We start from the raw sequence: 19,864 nt of genomic DNA on the forward strand, positions 1-19,864 counted from the left end.
GGGAACACGATGACGCGCATCGAGCTGGCGCAGGGCGACATCACCGAACAGCAGGTCGACGCCGTGGTGAACGCGGCGAACTCCGGGCTGCTCGGCGGCGGCGGGGTCGACGGCGCCATCCACCGCGCGGGCGGGCCCGACATCTTGAAGGAGTGCAAGGAGCTGCGGGCCGGGCCGTTGCAGGACGGGCTGCCGACCGGGCAGGCCGTCGCCACGACGGCCGGCCGCATGCCGGCCAGCTGGGTGATCCACACCGTCGGGCCCGTCTACGCGAAGCGCGAGGACCGCTCGGGGCTGCTGGCTTCGGCGTTCCGGGAGTCGCTGCGCGTGGCCGACGAGCTGGGCGCGCGGAGCATCGCGTTCCCGGCGGTGTCCGCGGGGGTCTACGGCTGGCCGCTCGACGACGCCGCGCGGATCGCCGTGCGGACGGTGCGGGAGACGCCGACGGCGGTCGAGCTCGTGCGGTTCGTCCTGTTCAACGACGAGATCCTGGCCGCGTTCGAGAAGGCCCTCCGCGAACTGGAAGCATGAGCGAATGATCACCATCGACGGCGTCTTCCCGGACATCCACCCTGACGCCTGGGTCGCGCCCGGCGCGGTCCTGGCCGGCCGTGTCAGCGTCGGCGCTGAGGCCAGTGTCTGGTACACATGCGTGCTGCGCGGGGACATGGACGCGATCTCGATCGGCGAGCGCTCCAACGTCCAGGACGGCAGCGTCGTCCATGCGGACCCCGGCTTCCCGTGCACGGTCGGCGTGGGGGTCAGCGTCGGGCACCGGGCGGTGCTGCACGGCTGCACGATCGGCGACGACGTCCTGGTCGGCATGGGCGCGGTCGTCCTCAACGGCGCGCGGGTCGGCTCCGGATCGCTGATCGCGGCGGGCGCGGTGATCACGCAGGGGATGGAGATCCCGCCGAACTCGCTGGTGGCGGGGGTGCCGGGGAAGGTCCGCAAGGAGCTCGGCGAGGACGAGCGGAAGTCGATCCTGCTCAATGCCGCGGCGTACGTGCACCTCGCGGGGGTCCACCGGGCCGCGACGAGCTAGCGGCCGTCCCACGCGCGCGTCTCGCGCCACGCGCGGTGTCGACCGCGCGCGTTAGACCGGACCGCGCGCCTGGGGGGCGAGGTTTCAGGGGAGGCCCCGGTGGAAGCCCCGGGCGCGGATCTCGATCGCATTCACCACGGCCGGCGCGGCCCCGGCCCGGAGGCCTGGCCTAGGGTCCGAGCACGAACTCCGTCCACCACCGGAGGAACACCATGACGGTCGGCCTGATGGTCACCTGCATCAACGACGCCCTGTTCCCGGACACCGGCAGGGCGGTCGTCACGCTCCTGCGCCGCCTCGGCGTCGACGTGGACTTCCCCGCCGCGCAGACCTGCTGCGGGCAGCCGATGGTCAACACCGGCTACCTCGACGAGGCCGTCCCCCTGCTGCGCAACCATCTCGAGGCCTTCGCGGGGTACGAGGCGGTCGTGGTGCCGTCCGGGTCGTGCGCCGGGTCGGTCCGCCACCAGCACCGGCTGGTCGCGCAGCGGTCCGGGGACCCGGGGCTGGTGCGTGCGGTCGAGCAGGCCCCGCCCGCATACGAGCTGACCGAGTACCTGGTCGACGTGCTCGACGTCGTCGACGTCGGGGCGTACTTCCCGCACCTGGTCACCTACCACCCGACGTGCCACTCGCTGCGGATGCTCGGCGTCGGGGACCGGCCGCGGCGGCTGCTGGAGGCGGTCCGCGGGCTCCGGCTCGTCGAGCTGCCCGCCGCCTCGGAGTGCTGCGGGTTCGGCGGGACGTTCGCGGTGAAGAACGCCGACACGTCGGTGGCGATGGGTTCGGACAAGGCCCGGCACGTGCGGGAGACACAGGCGGAGGTGCTGGTCGCGGGGGACAACTCCTGCCTGATGCACATCGGCGGGCTGTTGAGCCGGGAGCGCTCCGGGGTGCGGGTGATGCACCTCGCGGAGATCCTCGCCAGCACCGAAGCTGTGATCGACGAACCGGCCCGGCCGACCGCGGGCAGCGCGGCGGCGAGCGCCGAGGCCTCTCGCACCGACGGCCCGCCCCGGGCCCCTCGCCCGGCCGGAGCGATTCGATGAGCGAGCTTGCGAGGGAATCCTCGACCCGGCGTTCTGCGCGGAGCGCCGAGCCCGCGCCACGAGCGAGTGCGCGAGGCGCGACGTTCCTCGGCACGCCGCCGTTCCCCACCGCCGCCAAGGCCGCCCTCGCCGACACCCAGCTTCGTCGCAACCTCGCCCACGCCACCGGCACCATCCGCGGCAAGCGCGCGGCCGTGGTCGCCGAGGTGGACAACTGGGAGGAGCTTCGGCTAGCCGGGGCGGCGCTCAAGGACCGCACCCTGCGCCACCTCGACACCTACCTCACCCAGCTCGAGACGGCGTTGACGAAGGCCGGCGCGACCGTGCACTGGGCCGGCGACGCCGCCGAGGCCAACCGGATCGTCGTCGACATCGCCCGGGCGCACGACACCGACGAGGTCGTGAAGGTCAAGTCCATGGCCACCGTGGAGATCGGCCTCAACGAGGCTCTCGCCGACGCCGGGATCACGGCGTGGGAGACCGACCTCGCGGAGCTGATCGTCCAGCTCGGGGACGACCTGCCCAGCCACATCCTCGTTCCCGCGATCCACCGCAACCGCTCCGAGGTCCGCGAGATCTTCCTGCGCGAGATGGGCCGCGCCGGCAAGCCCGCGCCGGCGGACCTCACCGACGAGCCCGCGCGCCTCGCCGCCGCGGCCCGCGAGCACCTTCGGGAGAAGTTCCTGCGCGCCAAGGTCGCGGTGTCCGGCGCGAACTTCGCCGTCGCCGAGACCGGCACGCTCGCCGTCGTGGAGAGCGAGGGCAACGGGCGGATGTGCCTCACGCTGCCGGAGGTGTTGATCAGCGTGGTGGGGATCGAGAAACTCGTCCCCACCTGGGAGGACCTCGACGTGTTCCTCCAGCTGCTGCCGCGCAGCTCGACCGGGGAGCGGATGAACCCCTACACCTCGATGTGGACCGGGGTCACCCCCGGCGACGGGCCGCAGGAGGTGCACGTCGTCCTGCTGGACAACGGCCGAACCGACGTCCTCGCCGACGAGGTCGGACGCCAAGCGCTGCGCTGCATCCGCTGCTCGGCGTGTCTGAACGTCTGCCCGGTCTACGAGCGCACCGGCGGGCACAGCTACGGCTCGGTCTACCCCGGCCCGATCGGCGCGATCCTCACCCCGATGCTCCGCGGCGTCGGCCACGACGAGCAGGTCGACTCCCTCCCGTACGCCTCGAGCCTGTGCGGGGCCTGCTTCGAGGTCTGCCCCGTCCGCATCGACATCCCGGAGGTTCTGGTGCACCTGCGCTCACAGGTCGTCGACGCCCACCGGGGCCGCCCGTCCCTGCAGGGCGCGGCGATGAAGGCGGCCTCGTGGATGTTCGGCCGCAGCGCACGGACCGCCGCGGCCGAGAAGCTCTCCGGCCTCGGCTCCCGCGTTCTCGACCGGACGGTCCGACGACGCGCGCCCGGTGGGCGTCGCGCGCTGGGCTCGCTGCCCTGGCCGGTCTCGGCCTGGTCGGATGCCCGGGACACCCCGGTGCCGCCGCCGGAGTCGTTCCGCGCCTGGTGGTCGCGCACCGACGGGGGCCGGCGGTGAACGCCCGCGACGCCATCCTCGCCCGGGTCCGCACCGCCCTCCGGGACGTCCCGCGGGACGAGACCCCGGCCGACGTCGAGGTCCCCCGCCTCACGGCGCCGGTCGTCCCGGACCCGGTGGGGCTCTTCGCCGAACGGGTCGCGGACTACAAGGCCACCGTCGTCCGCTGCACCCCCGCCGAACTACCCGACCGGCTCGCCGAGGCCCTCGACGGCGTCGGGCGCCTGCTCGTCCCCACCGACCTCCCGCCGGACCTGCACCCGGCCGGACCCGAGCTCGTCGCCGACACCCATCTCCCGGTCACCGCGCTCGACGCCCTCGACGGGGTCCTGACCACCGCCCGGCTCGGCATCGCCGAGACCGGGACGATCGTCCTGGACCACGGCCCCGGACAGGGCCGCCGCGCCGCGACCCTCGTACCTGACCTGCACGTCTGCGTCGTACGGACCGACCAGGTCGTCGGCGGGGTCTCCGACGCCGTCGCGGCCCTGGACCCGCACCGCCCCCAAACCTGGATCAGCGGACCCAGCGCCACCAGCGACATCGAGCTCGACCGGGTCGAGGGCGTCCACGGCCCCCGCACCCTGCACGTCCTGCTCGTCGGCTGAGCGGGCGCCACGCTCGGCTCAGGAGTCCAGGACGGACCACTCCCCGCGGGCGATTCGGCCGGCCACGGCGAGCAGGCCCTTCGCGTGGGCGTGCAGCCTCTCCCCCGTCTCCACCGGGGCCTGCCCGGCCGAGGCCCGCGCCTTCGTCCCCTCCAGGACGATGCCGAGCTTGAACCCGGCGAGCGCGGTGTACCAGTCGACGTTCACCGGCTCCCGCCCGCCGGCGGACCCGTAGGCCTCGACGAGTTCGGCGCGCGTCGGCAGCCCGCCCGCCCGGGCGAACGGGCCCCCGACGTCCATGACGGCCGGTTCTCGGCTCCACGTGACGAGCAGCCAGCCGAGGTCCAGCAGCGGATCCCCGACCGTGCACATCTCCCAGTCGATGATCGCGGCGACCCGCGGCTCGACGGTGTCCAGCAGGACGTTGTTCAGGTGGAAGTCCCCGTGCATGATCCCCGGCGCCGCATCCGGCGGCCGGTTCTCCTCCAACCACCGCGCGACCAGCGCGACGTCCGGCAGCCCGCCCGGCTCGAAGTCCGGGAACTCGCGGTAGGACTCGAGGTGCGCCGTCCACTGCGGAACCTGCCTGCCCAGGAAGCTCCCCGGCTTGCGCAGCGACTCCAGCCCCGCCGCGATCGGGTCGACGGCCCCGAGCCGGGCGGCCGCCCGCGCCACGGCCAGCGCGGCGCCGTGCCGCACAGACTCGTCCGCGGCGTGGGCGGGCGCGATCGTCTCGCCGGGGTTGAACCCGTCGACCGCCTCCATCAGGTAGAAGACGACGCCCAGAACGTCCGGGTCCTCGCAGCCCGCGATCAGCCCGGGATGCGGGACATCGGTCCCGGCCAGGCCGCGCAGCACCGCGATCTCGCGGGCCATCGTCCGGTTGCTCGACGGCCGCGGGTGCGGTGGGGGACGGCGCAGCACGACCTGCCGCCCGTCGAGCTCCATCCGCACGACGACGTTCTGCGTGCCCCCGGCCAGCGGCTCGACCTCGCCGATCTTCCCGCCGTGCCCCTGGACGCGCAGCCAGGACGAGAGCGCCTCGAGGTCGACCAGCTCGCCGAGCGACTCGCGGTCCACGCCCGAGCCGCTCACGCCTCGCCCTTGGGCCGACGGCCGGCGCTGAGCCTGCGGGTCTCCTCCGAGACCCGCGCGGACAGCAGTCCCGCCGCGGCGTCGACGAGCTGGCTGACGAACAGCCGATGGTCCGTGCGGCCCGGCACCCGCGAGCGCTGCGCGAGCTCGACGGCCACGAAGCGGATCACGTGGAAGCGCCGGTGCAGTGCGACGGCCTCCGGCTCCAGCAGCGGTTCGACGAGCATGCGCCAGCGCAGGATGCTGCTGTCGCTGCCGTCGATCCCGAGCGTCTCGATCGCCGGGTCGGGCCGGGTGATCAGGTCCGCCAGGGTGCGCAGGTAGCCCGAGCCGCTCTCCCCCTGGTCCAGCTTGACGGCGAACGGCCGGGCCAGCGCCCCGGCGAGGGCGTGGAAGCGCGCGGCGGGGTCCGCGTCGGCGTCGGCGATGCCGTCGCTCTCGTAGGCGTCGAGCAGCGTGTGCCGACGGGCCTCGATCTCGACGCGGTGCCGGTCCAGCAGGGCGCGGATGAGCCCGTCCCGGTCGTGGAACCAGTACTGCGCGGCGATGACGTTCCGGGCACCGGCCGCACGGCCGATCTCGCGCAGGGACACGGCCTCGGTGCCGCGCTCCGCGAAGAGCGTCTCGGCCGCGTCGAGCAACCGGGTGCGGGTGTCCTGGCCCTCCGCGGCCTGCGCGGTCCGCCCCGGGGCGGGCTGGGGAGACCCGTTCTCGTTCACGCCGGTGACCACGCCATGCCTCCGTCGACCTTGAGGATCGAGCCCGTGGTGAAGCTCGACCCCTCCCCCGTCAGGTACCGGATCGCCCCGACGATCTCGTGCGGCTCGCCGATCCGCTTCAGTGCGGCGTCCGCGCTGCCGTGCTCGAGCATCTCCTCGTCCCAGGCCAGGCTGATGTCCGTGCGGAACATGCCGGGCATGACCGCGTTGACCCGCACCGTCGGCCCGAAGGCGCGGGCGAGCCCGAGCGTGATCGTGTTCAGGGCGGACTTGGCCGCCGCGTAGGGCAGCTCCCCGACCGCCGGCACGACGGCGGCGATGCTGCTGACGTTGACGATCTGCCCGCCGTCCCCGGCCTGCATCGCCTCCCCCGCCCGCACCGCCAGCCGGAAGGGGCCCTTGAGGTTCACCCCGAAGACCTTGTCGAAGAGCTCCTCGGAGATCTCTCCCAGCGACGGGTACAGCGGCGACATCCCGGCGTTGTTGATCAGGACGTCGATCCGGCCGTACTCGGCGAGCACCCGGTCGATCAGGGCGTCGCAGTCCTGCCACCGCCCGACGTGGCACGCGACGCCGACGGCCTCGGCCCCGGTCGTCGGGCCGAACTCCGAGCGCAGCTCCGCGGCGAGCTTCTCGCAGGCCTCGGCCTTGCGGCTGGCCACCACGACCCGGTGTCCGTCCGCGGCGAACGAGCGACACATCTCCCGCCCGAGGCCGCGGCTGCCGCCCGTCACCACCACGACCCGACCCGGCTGGTCAGCGGTCATCACCACGCTCCCTCGCGTCGTACCACGATGCCCCGACACGTCGCCCGGACCGAGGACCGCGTCGATGCACCTGCATCATCGCGAGAAGCGTACGCATCGGGGGCGAGCCGGGCGAGCGTTCAGTCCCGCATCCTCCGGGACAAGCCGTCCTCCCGGACCGGAGGAGCGCCTGATCAGCGGGTACTGCCCCGCTCGCGCCACTCCTCGTCGGCCCGGTCCGCGGCCTCGGTCCGCTCGCGGGCGATCTCCAGCGCCCGCGCGGCCGTCTCCTTGTCCGGGTACGGACCCAGCCGGTCCGCCGCGCGGCAGCCGTCGCGGGGCTCCACCGTGTTGTGCTTGAGGCAGTAGTACCACTGCTCGTCACTCATGGGTCCAGCCTCCCAGGTGGGGGGGGCCGCGCGCAGCCGGAGACCGGGCCGACGCCCAGCGCCGCCGCTACGCGCTCCGCCCGGGACCGCTCGCCGAGATCGACGCCTGGCTGGCGCCGTACCGGCGGATGCCGCCCCGGTTCGAGCTGCGGGCCGGCGCCGAGATCACCTTCGGTGGCGCGCCCGACGGCCGGATCATCGACGTCGACCCGCCGGAGCTCTTCGCGTTCTCCTGGGGCACGGACCACCTCCGCCGGGAGATCCGGCCGGACGGCGCCGGCAGCGTCCTCGTCCTGCACCACGCGTTCGACGACCATCATGGCGCCGCCAGCTTCGCCAGCGGCTGGTCCGCGTGCGTCGAGGGCCTCGGCCGGCTGCTGGCCGGTGAGACCGTGGCCCCGACCACCGACATGACGGCCCGGCACGAGGAGTACGTCGCGGAGTTCGACCTGGACCGACCCGAGATCGACGGCGACACGGTCCGGGTGGAGCGCCAGCTCGTCGGCCCGGAGGCGGCGGCCCGGGAGGTCCTCGGCGACGAGACCGACGGCTGGGAGTTCCTCCCCGGGACGGGGCACGGCACCCGGGTCGCGCTGACCCGCACGGTGCCCGACGGTGGATCGGCCGAACGGTCCGCGCGGACGTCGCGCGCCTCGCCCACGCGCTCGCGGCTCCCGCGCGCCCGGGGCCCCCGTACGCTGACCACGACGTCGAGGGAGCCGGGATGCCGAAGATCATCGGACGGTCGCTCACCGAGCACCGCAGCGAGGTCCGCACCCGGGTCTTCGACGCCCTGCGGGAGGAGCTCTACGAGCGCGGCTTCGACGCCGTGACGCTCTCCGGGGTCGCGGCCGCGGCGGGCGTGGGCCGGACGTCGATCTACAACCACTTCCCGGACAAGTCGAGCCTGCTCGTCGCGTTCGTGGAACACGAGGCCGCCCGCTACGTCGAGGACCTCGCCGAGGCGCTGGACGCCGCGAGGACGCCCGTCGAGCAGCTCGCCGTCTACGTCCGGCTGCAGCTGCAACGTCTCGCGGACTTCCATCTGCCCCCCGGCCCGACCCTGTCGTCCACCCTGGACCCGTCGGCGTACCGGCGGATCGCCGCGCACGCGGACCCGCTCACCCGCCGGCTCACCGACATCCTCGAGGCCGGCATCGCCGCAGGTCAGATGGCCGACGAGGACCCTGCGGTGCTCGTCGCGATGATCGGGGCGGCGCTGTCCGCACGGCAGATCGTGGACGTCCCGCCGCCGGACGTGCCCGCCGCGATCGAGGCGGCCGTCCGGGTGGTGCTGCGGTCCGTGGGCGCCGGCTGAGGCTGGTCTCGATCGCGTCCCTCCCGTAGCCTTTTGCTGACACGGTGTCATGAAAGAGCGTGGAGGCCGCCCCGGTGAACGAGCTGGTTCCGCTGTCCCAGGTCCTGAGGTCCTCGACGCGCGCGGTGCACGAGCGCGCGCACCACTCGTCCTACATGGAGGAGCTGCTCGGCGGCCGTCTCCCGCTCGACGCCTACGGCCTGCTCGCGGAGCAGTACTGGGTGATCTACGGCGCGCTCGAGGCGTCGAGCGACGCGATGCGGGCGGACCCGGTCGGCCGGCCCTTCGTGATCGACGAGCTGCGCCGGCTCCCCGCTCTGCGGAGGGACCTGGAGTTCCTCCGCGGCCCGGGCTGGGAGGAGCGGCTGACCGTGCTGCCCACCACCGAGGCGTACGCGGAACGGCTCCGGACGGGGGGCACGACGTCCCCGACCGTCCATATCGCCCACCACTACACGCGCTACCTCGGCGATCTCGCGGGCGGCCAGATGGTCGGCAAGCTGCTCGAACGCACCTACGGGATCACCGGTCCCGGCGCGCTCTTCTACGACTTCGCCGCCCTCGGCAGCCCGTCGGCGTTCCGCACCCGTTACCGCGCCCTGCTCGACGCCGCCCCGTTCGACGAGCTCAACCGCGAGCAGGTCGCGGACGAGGCGGTCCACGCCTTCGAGCTGAACATCGCCGTGCTGGACGAGCTCGCCTCCGCCGTCGGACTCCCGGTCGCCGCGTAATCGCGACTGCGTCGCCTGTGCCCGGTTCTCGTCGCCCTGGCAAGGAGAACCACGCACGACGCATTCTTACCGTTGCTAATAGCTCTGACTACGAGCTATTCTCGACAGAGTGACCACGTCGAGCGCGACCCTGACCGCGGACGCCCTGCTGGGCGCCGTCAGGGGCCTCCGCCGAGTCCTCCGTCGCCGGCTGCGCGGGCAGCTCTCCGGACCACCGTTGCGCGGCGCCCAGGTGGAGCTCCTGCAGCTCATCGAGTCCGAGCCCGGGACCGGTGTCGCCGCGGCCGCGCAGTCCCTGCACCTGGCCGGGAACTCGGTGTCGACGCTGGTCAACCAGCTCGTCACGGCCGGGTACCTGCTCCGCGAGACCGATCCGGCGGACCGGCGCGCGGCGCGGCTGTTCCTCACCGACGCCGCCACCGAACGGCTCGTGCGCTGGCGCTCCATCCGGCGCGAACTCGTCGGCGACGCCCTGGACCGGCTCCCCGCGGCCGAGGTCGACGCGCTCGCCGCGGCCCTGCCCGCGCTCCACCACCTGCTCGACGAGCTGGCTTCCGCCGAGGAGGCTCCATGACCGTCCCCGCTGTCCGCTGCACGGGGCTGCGCCACGCCTTCGGGGACACCGTCGCCGTCGACGGGCTCGATCTCGAGGTCCGCCGCGGCGAGGTCTTCGGCCTGCTCGGGCCCAACGGCGCCGGCAAGACGACCACGATCCGCATGATCACGACGTTGCTGCCCGCGCCGCCGGAGGCGATCACGGTCCTCGGCCGGGACGTGGCCCGGCAGCGGACGGCCGTGCGCCGGCTCATCGGGTATGTCCCGCAACAACTCTCGGCGGACGGCACGCTCACCGGGCGCGAGAACGTCATGCTGTTCGCGCGGCTCTTCGACGTCCCGCGGCGGGACCGCCGTACACAGGTCGACGCCGTGCTCGACGCCATGGACCTCACCGAGGCCGCGGACCGCTCAGCCAAGACCTACTCCGGCGGCATGGTCCGGCGCCTCGAGCTGGCGCAGGCACTGGTCAGCGCCCCGCAGCTACTGGTCCTCGACGAGCCGACGGTCGGCCTGGACCCGGTCGCGCGGGACGGCGTCTGGGACCGCATCGCGGCGATCCGCGCGGCGACCGGGATGACGGTGCTGGTCACGACGCACGCCATGCAGGAGGCGGACGAGCACTGCGAGCGGATCGCGCTCATGCACCGCGGCCGGATCCGCGCGCTGGGCACACCCGCGGAGCTCAAGGCCGAGATCGGCCCTGCCGCGACCCTCGACGACGTCTTCCGGCACAACACCGGGGACGCGCTCACGACCGAGAACGGAGGGATGCGGGATGTCCGTGCTGCCCGTCGCACCGCCGGCCGCGTCGGCTGACACCGAACCCGGGCCGCTCCGGCTCGTCCGGACCACGCTGTCCCGGATCGGCACGATGTGCCTGGTCGAGCTGCAGAAGCTCCGTCACGACCGCACCGAGCTCGTCACCCGCGCCGTGCAGCCCGCGCTGTGGCTGATCGTGTTCGGCCAGGTCTTCACCCGGATCCACGCGATCCCGACCGGCTCGACGCCCTACCTGGACTTCCTCGCACCCGGCATCCTCGCCCAGTCCGCGCTGTTCATCGCGATCTTCTACGGCATCCAGATCATCTGGGAACGCGACGCCGGGGTGCTCTCGAAGCTGATGGTGACGCCGACGCCGCGGGTCGCGCTCGTCGCGGCGAAGGCGTTCGCGGCAGGGGTGCGGGCGGTCGCACAAGCCGTCGTGGTGCTCATCCTCGCGCTGGTCCTGGGCGTATCGCTCACCGGGAACCCGCTGAAGCTGCTGGGCGTCGTCGTCGCGCTCATGCTCGGGTCGGCGTTCTTCTGCTGCTTGTCGATCACCATCGCCGGACTCGTGCTGTCCCGGGACCGGCTGATGGGCATCGGGCAGGCGATCACGATGCCGCTGTTCTTCGCCTCCAACGCGCTGTACCCGGTGGAACTCATGCCCGGCTGGCTGCAGGTGATCAACCACGTGAACCCGCTGAGCTACGAGGTCGACGCCCTGCGCGGGCTCCTGGTCGGCACCGAGGCGACGATCACACTGGACTTCGGCGTCCTGGTCGTGGCGGCGGCGTTCATGATCACCGTCGCCTCCGCGCTACTCCCACGCCTGTCCCGCGGCTGACGCCGCCCGTGCGCGGACAACGTTGTTCCGACGACGATTACCGCGCACGAGCAGTGGGGCCGCAGATCCGTGAGACGACGGTGGCGATCTGCTCGGCCACCCGGTCCGCGGGGTGCAGCGACAGGGCGAGGTGGCTGATCGTGAGGCGGGTGGCGGCCTCCGAGGCGAGGGCGACGTCGTCCGGGTCGAGCTCCGGCCACCGGCGCAGCAGGTAGGCGGCCGCGCGGTCCCGGGCGGCCGCGACGATCGGCTCGCTGTCCGTGCTGAACAGCTCCGGTGCGCCGTCACCCGTCAGCAAGGCCTTGACCAGCGGGTTCTCCGCGACCGTCGACAACGCACCGCGCACCGCGGCAACCCAGGCGGCGTGCAGGTCCTCCTCGCCGGCGAGCGCGGCCTCGATCTCGTCGAGGAAGCGCCGGGTCGACCGCAGGACCAGCGCGGACGCGACGCCGCGCCGGTCCCCGAACTCGCTGTAGAGCGTCTGCCGGCTGACCCCCACCCGCGTGGCCAGGTCCCGCATCGAGAACGCCGCGAACCCCCGGTCGACGACCATCTCCTCCGCGACGTCCAGGGCGTCGTCCCGGAGGCGGACACGGGCCCGCCGGGCCATCGACTGCGGTTCCACGCGCCAAGGGTGGACGCCGTACCGTAAAACGTCAACTCTATGGACACATCTGCATTGAGTGTCTAGCGTCAGGACGACCGGATACCGAGTGTCGAAGGAGACGCCATGGCCGTCGTCGAACGCGCCGTCACGCGTGCACGGGAGCGATTCTCGTCCGTCCTGACCCTGCCCGTGCCCGATTCCGTCGATGCCGCCCTGCTCGGCCGGGGGGTCGGCGGAGCGACGCGCCCCCTGGGAGACCCCGGTGACCTCGTGCCGGTCCCCGGTGACGACGGGCTGCCCCTGCTGGGCCACCTGCTGCAGTACATCCGCTACGGCAGCGACTTCACGCGCCGCCGCTCCGAGCGGCTCGGACCGGTGTGGTGGATGCGCACGCCGCTCGGGCGCACGATCGTCGTGGCCGGGCCCGCGGCCACCCGCGAGGTGCTCACCAACCGGGACAAGGCGTTCTCCCAGGAGGGCTGGCGCGACATGGTCGACCGGTTCTTCCACCGCGGCCTCATGCTGCTGGACTTCGACGAGCACAAGGCCCACCGGCGGATCATGCAGGAGGCGTTCACGGCCGACCGGGTCGCCACCTACGTCGACCAGACCGTGCCGGTGGTGCGGGAGATCATGCCGACCTGGGACTCCGAGCTGCGGCTCTACCCGGCGCTCAAGCGGCTGACCCTGGACGTCGCGACGCGGGTCTTCATGGACGGCCGCAGCGGGCCCGAGGCCGAGCAGGTCAACCGCGCGTTCGTCGACTGCGTCCGAGCGGCCAACGCCTTCGTGCGCCGGCCGATCCCGGGGACCCGCTGGAACAAGGGTCTCCGCGGGCGGGCGGTGCTGGAGCAGTGGTTCCGGGACAACCTGCCGGCCAAGCGCAACGGCGACGGGGACGACCTCTTCACCGCCCTCTGCCACGCGGTGACGCCCGAGGGCGAACGGTTCTCCGACGACGACGTCGTCAACCACATGATCTTCCTGATGATGGCCGCGCACGACACGTCGACGACCGCCACCGCCGCCGCGGCCTACCACCTCGGCCGCAATCCGGAGTGGCAGGAGCGGGCCCGCGCGGAGTCGCTCGCGCTCGGCGACGGGCCACCGGACGTCGCGGCGCTGCGCTCGCTCCGCACGCTCGACCTGGTGGTGAAGGAGGCGCTGCGGATGAACGCGCCGGTGCCGGTCGTGATGCGGACCGCCGTGCAGGAAACCTCGGTCGTGGGACATCACGTCCCGGCGGGGGCCCGGATCATCGTCGCGCAGGCGGTGAACCACTTCGACCCGGCGTGCTGGACGGACCCGGACACGTTCGACCCGGACCGCTTCGGCCCGGACCGCCGCGAGGACCGCTCGGACCGGGACGCGTGGGTGCCGTTCGGCGGCGGCGTGCACAAGTGCATCGGGCTGCACTTCGGCACGCTGGAGGTGACGGCGATCCTGCACGAGCTGCTGCGGACCTACCGGTGGGACGTCGCACCCGGGTACCGGCTGCGCTGGGACAACACGTCCCTCCCGGTCCCGGTCGGCGGGATCCCGGTGCGGCTGCGGCCCCTGAAGGCCTGACGCGGACGCGGTGGCGTGCGGGACCGGGCTAGCCTGCCCGCCGTGACCGCACTTCCGTCGCCGACCGTGCCCGCCGCCCGGGCGGCCCGGGCGCCGGGCGCCGACGAGTCCGGGGCCGGGCTCGCGCGGAGCCCGTTCCGGGTGGACCGGGACCGCATCGCCGCGTCCCCGTTCTTCGCCCGGCTCGCCGGCGTGACGCAGGTGGTGAGCCCCAACGGTTCCGGGCTCCTGCTGCACAACCGCCTGACGCACAGCCTGCAGGTCGCGCAGGTCGCCCGGGCGATCGCGGAACGGCTCGACGACGATCCGGTCGCGGCACAGCAGATCGCGCGGCTGGGCGGGTGCGACCCGGACGTCGTCGAGGCCGCCGCGCTCGCCCACGATCTCGGGCACCCGCCGTTCGGGCACCTCGGCGAGCAGGTCCTGGACCGGCTGGCCCGGGAGCGGCTCGGGCTGACCGACGGTTTCGAGGGCAACGCGCAGAGCTTCCGGATCATCACCACGATCGACCTGCACGGGCCCGGCCGGGAGGGTCTCGGGCTCACCGCCGCCGTCCGCGCCGCGGTGCTGAAGTACCCGTGGGCGCGCCGCGGGTATCCGGACCCGCACCCGAGCACCGCTCCCCTGCCGCCCCGCGGCGGCGGGCCCCTGCCGGACGCGCCGCACGCCGGTTCGGCGAAGTTCTCCGCCTACCGCACGGAGCTCGGCGAGCTGATCGCCAGCCGCTCGCCCTTCGACCAGGTCATCACGCCCTGGCAACAGACCGTCGAGGCGGCCGTCATGGACACCGCGGACGACATCGCCTACGCCATCCACGACGTCGAGGACTTCCACCGCGTCGGGATCCTGCAGCAGGCCGGGGTGTCCGCGGAGCTCAGCGGCTGGGAGCGCTCACCGGCCGCCGGTCCGGGCAGTTCACTCGAGCGGCTGCGCGTCCGGATGCGGGAGCGGGACAGCTGGATCTTCGACGACGAGGCGTTCCGTGATGCGGTCGCCCGGGTGCGTGCGGAGCTCGTCGACGGGCTGCTGTCGATCCCGTTCGACGGCTCGATGGCGGCGGAGCGGGCGGTCGCGGAGTTCTCGGCGCGCTGGACGTCGAGGCTGGTGGCGGGGGTGCACGTGCTCACCGACCCGCCCGTCCGTGCCGCCCACGTCACCCTGCGGACCGAGCAGTGGCACGAGGTCGCGGTGCTGAAGTTCGTGCACCAGCAGTTCGTCCTGCGCCGCGCGGATCTCGCGTCGGTCCAACGCGGACAGGCGACGATCGTGACCGGCCTGGTCGGCGCCCTGCACGACTGGCTCGCCGACGCCGGGACCGAGAGCGCGCCGTCCCTGCCGCCGCGGCTGCACGACCTGGTCGAGCTGGCGCGGGGCGAGTACGCGGCACTGGCGGACGAGGGCGTCGTCGAGCAGCGTCGGGTGGGGGACCTCGCGCGGAGCCGGGCGGTCGTCGACTACGTGGCGTCGCTGACGGATGCGCAGGCCGGCGCCCTCCTCGACGTCCTCACGGGCCGCTCCGCCCGCCTCTGGACCGACGCGATGGCCCTGTGACGCAGCCCTGCGACGCAGCTGCGCCGCCCGTGCGCGGAAACGGTTGCCCTGGCGACGATTTCCGCGCCCGAGGGGCGGAGCGCTAGAGGGTGAAGGCGCCGCCGACGTACCGGCGACCGGCCTCGTCGTGCTTCTCCTCCCGGGGGCCGATCTCGCTCGCGAAGATCTCCGCGTCGTCCTGCGGCTCGTAGCCGATCTCCCGTCCGCCGTCGAGGGACCAGACCCGACGGGTGTTCGCCGAGACACCCCAGACCGTCCGGAACCCTGGCTCCGGGCAGGCGAGCGCGGCCTCGACGAGGCGGGCGCAGTCGTCCGGGGAGAGCCACGTCGCGAGTCCGCGCAGGTCGTGGGGCCGGTCCGCGCACGTCCCGATCCGCAGGCAGACGACGTCCAGGCCGTGCCGGTCGTGGTAGAGCGTGCCGAGCGCCTCGCCCAGCACCTTGCTCACGCCGTAGAACGTGTCCGGACGCGGAGGCAGGTCGTCCGGCATCTCGAGGTCCGGGTCGTCCGGCTGGACCTGGAACCCGACGGCGTGGTTGCTGCTCGCGAACACCACCCGCGGAACCCCGGCCCGGCGCGCCGCCTCGAACGCCGCGAACGTTCCCTCGATGTTGACGTCCCGGATCTCGGCCCAGTCCGCCTCGCCGGAGATCCCACCGAGGTGCACGAGCGCGTCGACGCCGTCGCAGGCGGAGACCATCGCGTCGAGGTCCGTGACGCTCGCCGCCACCACCTCGCCTCCGGGTGCCGGCTCGACCGGCCGGACGTCCAGCAGCCGCAGTGTCCGGCCCTCGCGCGGCATCCGGGCCTGCAGCATGCGCCCGATCCTGCCCGCCGCACCCGTGATCAGCACCGTCTCCATGAGCATGATCCTGCCTGCCCGGCAGGATCGACGCTCGTGCGCGGTTGTCGTCGCCCGAACAACGTTGTTCGCGCACAAGCCCTTGAGGCGCTAGCCTCCGGGCATTAATTCAGGTTCTGCCTTAATGAGGAGACGCCATGCCGACCCCCACCCCCGCCGACCGCTTCTCCTTCGGCCTCTGGACCGTCGGCTGGCAGGCCCGGGACCCCTTCGGCGACGCGACCCGCCCGGCCCTCGACGTCGTCGAGGCCGTCGAGCGGCTCGCCGAGCGCGGTGCCTGGGGCCTGACCTTCCACGACGACGACCTGATCCCCTTCGGTGCGGACGCCGGCACGCGGGACAAGCAGATCGCCCGCCTGCGTGACGCGCTCACCGCCACCGGGATGACCGTCCCGATGATCACGACGAACCTCTTCACGCACCCGGTCTTCAAGGACGGCGGCTTCACCAGCAACGACCGGTCCGTCCGCCGGTTCGCGCTGCGCAAGGTGCTGCGCAACGTCGAGCTCGCCGCCGACCTGGGCGCGCGCACGTTCGTCCTCTGGGGTGGCCGCGAGGGCTCGGAGTACGACTCGGCGAAGGACGTCCGGGCGGCGCTCGACCGTTACCGCGAGGCCATGGACCTGCTCTGCCAGTTCGTGCTCGACCGAGGGATCGACCTGCGGTTCGCGATCGAGCCCAAGCCCAACGAGCCGCGCGGGGACATCCTGCTGCCGACGGTCGGGCACGCGCTCGCGTTCATCTCCGGGCTCGCGCATCCGGAGATGGTCGGGGTGAACCCCGAGGTCGGCCACGAGCAGATGGCCGGGCTCAACTTCGTGCACGGCATCGCCCAGGCGCTCTGGCACGGCAAGCTCTTCCACATCGACCTCAACGGCCAGCGCGGCATCAAGTTCGACCAGGACCTGGTCTTCGGCCACGGCGACCTGGTCAATGCCTTCTCGTTGGTGGACCTGCTCGAGAACTCCGGCTACGACGGGCCGCGGCACTTCGACTACAAGCCGTCCCGCACCGAGGACATCACCGGCGTGTGGGACTCCGCGGCGGCGAACATGCAGATGTACCTGCTGCTCAAGGAGCGCGCGGCCGCGTTCCGGGCGGACCCCGAGGTCGCCGAGGCGCTCGCGACGGCCGGTGTTCCCGACCTGTCGACGCCCACGCTGGCACCCGGCGAGGGCTACGCGGAGCTGCTCGCGGACCGCTCCGCGTTCGAGGACTTCGACGCCGACGCGGCCGGACGGCGCGGCTACGGCTTCGTGCGGCTGCACCAACTGGCGCTCGACCACCTCATGCGGGCACGGTGACCGGTATGGGACTGGTCGCCGGGATCGACTCCTCCACGCAGTCGTGCAAGGTCGTCGTCCGTGACGCCGAGAGCGGCGAGCTCGTCCGCGGAGGCCGCGCGGCGCATCCGGACGGCACCGAGATCGAGCCGAAGCACTGGTGGGACGCCCTGCAGCAGGCTCTGGACCAGGCCGGCGGCCTCGACGGCGTGGACGCGGTGAGCGTCGCCGGGCAGCAGCACGGCATGGTCTGCCTCGACGAGCGGGGGGAGGTCGTGCGGCCGGCGCTGCTCTGGAACGACACCCGCTCCGCGCCGGCCGCCGCCGCGCTCGTCGAGGAGCTGGGGGCGCAGGCGTGGGCGGACGCGACCGGCACCGTGCCGGTCGCGTCGATCACCGTCACGAAGCTCCGCTGGCTCGCCGAGAACGAGCCCGCCAACGCGCAGCGCAGCGCCGCCGTCTGCCTGCCGCACGACTGGCTCTCCTGGCAGCTCGCGGGCGCACCCGGGCTGGACGCGCTGGTCACCGACCGTTCCGACGCGTCCGGCACCGGATACTTCGACGCCCGCGGCGGGGCGTACCGCAGGGACCTGCTGCGCCAGGGGCTCGGCCGGGACGACGTGATCCTCCCGCGGGTCCTCGGCCCGGCGGAGAGCGTCGACGGGCCGGGGTACCGGATCGGGCCCGGCGCCGGGGACAACGCGGGCGCGGCGCTCGGCCTCAGCTCCGGCGACGACGTGATCGTCTCGCTCGGGACCTCCGGCGTGGTGTCCGCCCGCGGGACGCAGCAGGCCGCGGACCCGACCGGGACCATCGCCGGCTTCGCGGACGCGACCGGCGCGTTCCTCCCGCTGGTCGTCACCCTCAACGCGGCCCGGGTGCTCGACGCGGCCGCGCGGATGCTCGGCGTCGACCTCGACGAGCTGAGCCGGCTCGCGCTGTCCGCGCCGCCGGGTGCGGAGGGCGTCGTCCTCGTGCCGTACCTGGAGGGTGAGCGGACGCCCAACCTGCCGAACTCCACCGGTGCGCTGCACGGCCTGACCCTCCGGAACGCGACGCCGGCGAACATCGCGCGGGCCGCGGTCGAGGGGATGCTCAGCGGCCAGCGGGTCGGGATCGACGCCCTCGCCGGCGCCGGGGTCTCGCTGAACGGGGTCCGGCTCATCGGCGGGTCCGCCCGCTCGCAGGCCGTGCGGGAGATCGCGCCGACGGTGTTCGGGGTGCCCGTGACGGTGCCCGCGCCGGGCGAGTACGTCGCCGACGGCGCGGCCCGGCAGGCGGCCTGGGTGCTGGCCGGGGGCGACGAGCCGCCGGCGTGGGCGGCCGCGGGCGGGACCGAGGTGTTCGAGGCACCCGAGACGGACGGCCTCGCCGAGCGCTACCGCGACGCGGCCGGGAAGTACCTGGACCGCCGGTGACCCGGCCCGCACCCGCCGGGCCGCCGGCGCTCCGCCGGCACAACTCGGGGCTCGTCCTCAGCGCGTTGCGCGAGTCCGAGGGTGCCTCCCGGGCCGAGCTCGCGGCCCGGACCGGACTGACCCGCGCGACCGTCGCGACCCTGCTCGACCCCCTGCTCGCGGCCGGGGTGCTGGCCGAGGAGATCGCGCCGCCCCGTGGCGTCGGACGGCCGTCACGTCCTGTCCGGTTCCATCCGGACGGGCCGGTCGCGCTCGGGATCGCGCTCGACGTCGACTCGCTCGCCGTCTGCGCGACGGACCTGACGGGGCACGTGTGCGCGTTGCGGAAGATCGGTCGGGACAACCGCGGGAGGAGCGCCGACGCCCTCTGCTCGGCCGCTGCGGACCTCGCCGTCGACCTTCGCGACCAGCTCGGCCGCAGGGTCCTCGGCGCGGCTCTCGCGGTGCCCGCGCTGCTCGGGGACGGCGGGCCCGACGCCCGGGAGATCCTCCGCGCGCCCAACCTGCCGCGGCTCACCGGCGCCCGGCCGGGTCTCGCTCTGGCCCGTTCTCTGGGCGTGCCCGTGATCGTGGAGAACGAGGCCACCCTCGGCGCGCTGGCCCATCTCGGTGTGGCGCCGGACTTCGTCGTGATCTCGGCGGAGATCGGGGTCGGCGGCGGGATCGTGCTCGGTGGGCGGGTGTTCCGCGGCGTGCACGGGCTCGCCGGGGAGCTGGGGCACGTCGTCGTCGACCGCGACGGCCCGGAGTGCGGCTGCGGCGGCAGGGGTTGCGTCGAGCAGTACGCGGGGAAGTCCGCCCTGCTCGTCGACGCCGGCGTTCCCGACGTCGCCGCCCTGCAGGAGGCCCTGAGCGGCGGGAACGGTCGCGCCATCGCCGCGGTCGGGCGGGCCGGGACGGCGCTCGGCGTCGCGCTCGCGTCCGTCCTCAACGTGCTCGACGTGCCGGTGGTCGTCCTCGGCGGGGTCTACGCGGAGCTGGCCGAGGCGATCCGGCCGGCCCTCGAGGCCGAGCTGCGGGCGCGCTCGCTGCAGCCCTCGCCGCCGACGGTGCTCGCGTCGTCGCTCGGGGAGGACGCGGCGGTGCGGGGGGCCGCGGACGCGGTGCTGGACGAGGTCCGGCGCCACCCGGACCAGCTCGTCGGCACCGGCTGAGCCTCGAGC

Annotated in this window: 22 protein-coding genes and 1 pseudogene; 17 read left to right on the top strand and 6 right to left on the bottom strand. The window is 73.6% G+C overall.

The genetic code is table 11. From position 1 onward, the window contains the following. Positions 1 to 9 precede the first annotated feature (9 nt). The 5 genes from JWP64_RS24480 to JWP64_RS24500 all read left to right on the top strand — a co-directional run bounded on the left by JWP64_RS24480 (position 10) and on the right by JWP64_RS24500 (position 4,249). Entirely contained in the window at positions 10 to 531 is a 522-nt protein-coding gene (locus tag JWP64_RS24480) for an O-acetyl-ADP-ribose deacetylase (RefSeq protein WP_297501586.1), read from the top strand. Between the two features lie 4 nt (positions 532 to 535). Next, positions 536 to 1,045 (top strand): gamma carbonic anhydrase family protein, encoded by a 510-nt coding sequence (locus JWP64_RS24485; protein ID WP_297501589.1) that lies wholly within the window; start codon positions 536 to 538, stop codon positions 1,043 to 1,045. Between the two features lie 212 nt (positions 1,046 to 1,257). Then, positions 1,258 to 2,094 (top strand): (Fe-S)-binding protein, encoded by an 837-nt coding sequence (locus tag JWP64_RS24490; RefSeq protein WP_297501593.1) that lies wholly within the window; start codon positions 1,258 to 1,260, stop codon positions 2,092 to 2,094. Beyond that, positions 2,091 to 3,641 carry a lactate utilization protein B gene (locus JWP64_RS24495; protein ID WP_297501596.1) on the top strand — a complete coding sequence of 517 codons (1,551 nt, stop codon included), beginning with the start codon at positions 2,091 to 2,093 and terminating at the stop codon, positions 3,639 to 3,641. Before JWP64_RS24490 ends, JWP64_RS24495 begins: the two co-directional genes overlap by 4 nt. Further along, positions 3,638 to 4,249, top strand: a complete 612-nt coding sequence (locus JWP64_RS24500; RefSeq protein WP_297501599.1) for a lactate utilization protein C — start codon at positions 3,638 to 3,640, stop codon at positions 4,247 to 4,249. Before JWP64_RS24495 ends, JWP64_RS24500 begins: the two co-directional genes overlap by 4 nt. Positions 4,250 to 4,267: 18 nt before the next feature. Here the strand turns inward: JWP64_RS24500 and JWP64_RS24505 are convergent, their stop codons facing one another. The 4 genes from JWP64_RS24505 to JWP64_RS24520 all read right to left on the bottom strand — a co-directional run bounded on the left by JWP64_RS24505 (position 4,268) and on the right by JWP64_RS24520 (position 7,198). Next, entirely contained in the window at positions 4,268 to 5,344 is a 1,077-nt protein-coding gene (locus JWP64_RS24505; RefSeq protein ID WP_297501602.1) for a phosphotransferase family protein, read from the bottom strand. Then, positions 5,341 to 6,075: a TetR family transcriptional regulator gene (locus JWP64_RS24510; RefSeq protein WP_297501605.1), complete on the bottom strand. Its 735-nt coding sequence runs from the start codon at positions 6,073 to 6,075 to the stop codon at positions 5,341 to 5,343. The genes JWP64_RS24505 and JWP64_RS24510 overlap by 4 nt, the downstream gene beginning before the upstream one ends. Continuing rightward, positions 6,060 to 6,830: a glucose 1-dehydrogenase gene (locus tag JWP64_RS24515; protein WP_297501607.1), complete on the bottom strand. Its 771-nt coding sequence runs from the start codon at positions 6,828 to 6,830 to the stop codon at positions 6,060 to 6,062. The genes JWP64_RS24510 and JWP64_RS24515 overlap by 16 nt, the downstream gene beginning before the upstream one ends. 173 nt (positions 6,831 to 7,003) lie before the next feature. Further along, a complete protein-coding gene (locus JWP64_RS24520; RefSeq protein ID WP_297501609.1) occupies positions 7,004 to 7,198 on the bottom strand; it encodes a hypothetical protein in 195 nt (64 codons plus the stop codon). 44 nt (positions 7,199 to 7,242) lie between these two features. Here JWP64_RS24520 and JWP64_RS31690 point away from each other — a divergent pair. The 7 genes and pseudogenes from JWP64_RS31690 to JWP64_RS24550 all read left to right on the top strand — a co-directional run. Beyond that, a pseudogene (locus tag JWP64_RS31690) lies at positions 7,243 to 7,326 on the top strand (transcriptional regulator); the annotation flags it as partial. Further along, positions 7,327 to 8,031: a hypothetical protein gene (locus JWP64_RS24525; protein WP_297501611.1), complete on the top strand. Its 705-nt coding sequence runs from the start codon at positions 7,327 to 7,329 to the stop codon at positions 8,029 to 8,031. Beyond that, positions 7,923 to 8,516: a TetR/AcrR family transcriptional regulator gene (locus JWP64_RS24530; protein ID WP_297501613.1), complete on the top strand. Its 594-nt coding sequence runs from the start codon at positions 7,923 to 7,925 to the stop codon at positions 8,514 to 8,516. The genes JWP64_RS24525 and JWP64_RS24530 overlap by 109 nt, the downstream gene beginning before the upstream one ends. A 74-nt stretch (positions 8,517 to 8,590) precedes the next feature. Then, on the top strand, positions 8,591 to 9,247 hold the full coding sequence (locus JWP64_RS24535; protein ID WP_297501616.1) for a heme oxygenase (biliverdin-producing): 657 nt from the start codon (positions 8,591 to 8,593) through the stop codon (positions 9,245 to 9,247). A 109-nt stretch (positions 9,248 to 9,356) separates the two neighbouring features. Next, entirely contained in the window at positions 9,357 to 9,821 is a 465-nt protein-coding gene (locus JWP64_RS24540; RefSeq protein WP_297501619.1) for a MarR family transcriptional regulator, read from the top strand. After that, entirely contained in the window at positions 9,818 to 10,621 is an 804-nt protein-coding gene (locus JWP64_RS24545; RefSeq protein WP_297501621.1) for an ATP-binding cassette domain-containing protein, read from the top strand. The genes JWP64_RS24540 and JWP64_RS24545 overlap by 4 nt, the downstream gene beginning before the upstream one ends. Continuing rightward, positions 10,581 to 11,411, top strand: coding sequence for an ABC transporter permease (locus tag JWP64_RS24550; protein ID WP_297501624.1), 831 nt, complete (start codon positions 10,581 to 10,583; stop codon positions 11,409 to 11,411). The genes JWP64_RS24545 and JWP64_RS24550 overlap by 41 nt, the downstream gene beginning before the upstream one ends. Positions 11,412 to 11,448: 37 nt before the next feature. On the opposite strand, the gene JWP64_RS24555 is transcribed toward JWP64_RS24550, so the two are convergent. Next, positions 11,449 to 12,036: a TetR family transcriptional regulator gene (locus tag JWP64_RS24555; protein WP_297501627.1), complete on the bottom strand. Its 588-nt coding sequence runs from the start codon at positions 12,034 to 12,036 to the stop codon at positions 11,449 to 11,451. Positions 12,037 to 12,141: 105 nt separating this feature from the next. Between JWP64_RS24555 and JWP64_RS24560 the strand changes: the two genes are divergently transcribed. Both JWP64_RS24560 and dgt read left to right on the top strand, forming a co-directional pair. Beyond that, the gene (locus JWP64_RS24560; RefSeq protein ID WP_297501630.1) at positions 12,142 to 13,587 is read left to right on the top strand and encodes a cytochrome P450; all 1,446 of its coding nucleotides are present in this window, start codon (positions 12,142 to 12,144) and stop codon (positions 13,585 to 13,587) included. 66 nt (positions 13,588 to 13,653) lie between these two features. Beyond that, the gene (gene dgt, locus JWP64_RS24565; protein ID WP_297501768.1) at positions 13,654 to 15,138 is read left to right on the top strand and encodes a dGTP triphosphohydrolase; all 1,485 of its coding nucleotides are present in this window, start codon (positions 13,654 to 13,656) and stop codon (positions 15,136 to 15,138) included. Between the two features lie 82 nt (positions 15,139 to 15,220). On the opposite strand, the gene JWP64_RS24570 is transcribed toward dgt, so the two are convergent. Continuing rightward, positions 15,221 to 16,000, bottom strand: a complete 780-nt coding sequence (locus JWP64_RS24570) for an NAD(P)-dependent oxidoreductase (RefSeq protein WP_297501633.1) — start codon at positions 15,998 to 16,000, stop codon at positions 15,221 to 15,223. A gap of 137 nt (positions 16,001 to 16,137) precedes the next feature. On the opposite strand from JWP64_RS24570, the gene xylA reads away from it, so the two are divergent. From xylA to JWP64_RS24585, 3 genes are read left to right on the top strand one after another with little or no spacing between them, the layout of a single operon-like run. Next, positions 16,138 to 17,304, top strand: coding sequence for a xylose isomerase (gene xylA / locus JWP64_RS24575; RefSeq protein WP_297501636.1), 1,167 nt, complete (start codon positions 16,138 to 16,140; stop codon positions 17,302 to 17,304). Positions 17,305 to 17,309: 5 nt separating this feature from the next. Then, complete coding sequence (locus tag JWP64_RS24580) at positions 17,310 to 18,701, top strand: FGGY family carbohydrate kinase (protein ID WP_297501639.1); 1,392 nt, start codon at positions 17,310 to 17,312, stop codon at positions 18,699 to 18,701. Then, positions 18,698 to 19,855 (top strand): ROK family transcriptional regulator, encoded by a 1,158-nt coding sequence (locus JWP64_RS24585; RefSeq protein WP_297501642.1) that lies wholly within the window; start codon positions 18,698 to 18,700, stop codon positions 19,853 to 19,855. The genes JWP64_RS24580 and JWP64_RS24585 overlap by 4 nt, the downstream gene beginning before the upstream one ends. The last annotated feature ends 9 nt before the right edge of the window (positions 19,856 to 19,864 follow it).

Source organism: Pseudonocardia sp. (assembly GCF_025465255.1).
Classification (GTDB): domain Bacteria; phylum Actinomycetota; class Actinomycetes; order Mycobacteriales; family Pseudonocardiaceae; genus Pseudonocardia.

What these genes read in the sequence shown, in the direction of transcription:
- JWP64_RS24480 (WP_297501586.1), top strand. Translation starts at nt 10, where the DNA reads ATGACGCGCATCGAGCTGGCGCAGGGCGACATCACCGAACAGCAGGTC.
- JWP64_RS24485 (WP_297501589.1), top strand. Translation starts at nt 536, where the DNA reads ATGATCACCATCGACGGCGTCTTCCCGGACATCCACCCTGACGCCTGG.
- JWP64_RS24490 (WP_297501593.1), top strand. Translation starts at nt 1,258, where the DNA reads ATGACGGTCGGCCTGATGGTCACCTGCATCAACGACGCCCTGTTCCCG.
- JWP64_RS24495 (WP_297501596.1), top strand. Translation starts at nt 2,091, where the DNA reads ATGAGCGAGCTTGCGAGGGAATCCTCGACCCGGCGTTCTGCGCGGAGC.
- JWP64_RS24515 (WP_297501607.1), bottom strand. Translation starts at nt 6,830, where the DNA reads ATGACCGCTGACCAGCCGGGTCGGGTCGTGGTGGTGACGGGCGGCAGC.
- JWP64_RS24520 (WP_297501609.1), bottom strand. Translation starts at nt 7,198, where the DNA reads ATGAGTGACGAGCAGTGGTACTACTGCCTCAAGCACAACACGGTGGAG.
- JWP64_RS24525 (WP_297501611.1), top strand. Translation starts at nt 7,327, where the DNA reads ATGCCGCCCCGGTTCGAGCTGCGGGCCGGCGCCGAGATCACCTTCGGT.
- JWP64_RS24530 (WP_297501613.1), top strand. Translation starts at nt 7,923, where the DNA reads ATGCCGAAGATCATCGGACGGTCGCTCACCGAGCACCGCAGCGAGGTC.
- JWP64_RS24545 (WP_297501621.1), top strand. Translation starts at nt 9,818, where the DNA reads ATGACCGTCCCCGCTGTCCGCTGCACGGGGCTGCGCCACGCCTTCGGG.
- JWP64_RS24550 (WP_297501624.1), top strand. Translation starts at nt 10,581, where the DNA reads ATGTCCGTGCTGCCCGTCGCACCGCCGGCCGCGTCGGCTGACACCGAA.
- JWP64_RS24560 (WP_297501630.1), top strand. Translation starts at nt 12,142, where the DNA reads ATGGCCGTCGTCGAACGCGCCGTCACGCGTGCACGGGAGCGATTCTCG.
- JWP64_RS24570 (WP_297501633.1), bottom strand. Translation starts at nt 16,000, where the DNA reads ATGGAGACGGTGCTGATCACGGGTGCGGCGGGCAGGATCGGGCGCATG.
- xylA (WP_297501636.1), top strand. Translation starts at nt 16,138, where the DNA reads ATGCCGACCCCCACCCCCGCCGACCGCTTCTCCTTCGGCCTCTGGACC.
- JWP64_RS24580 (WP_297501639.1), top strand. Translation starts at nt 17,310, where the DNA reads ATGGGACTGGTCGCCGGGATCGACTCCTCCACGCAGTCGTGCAAGGTC.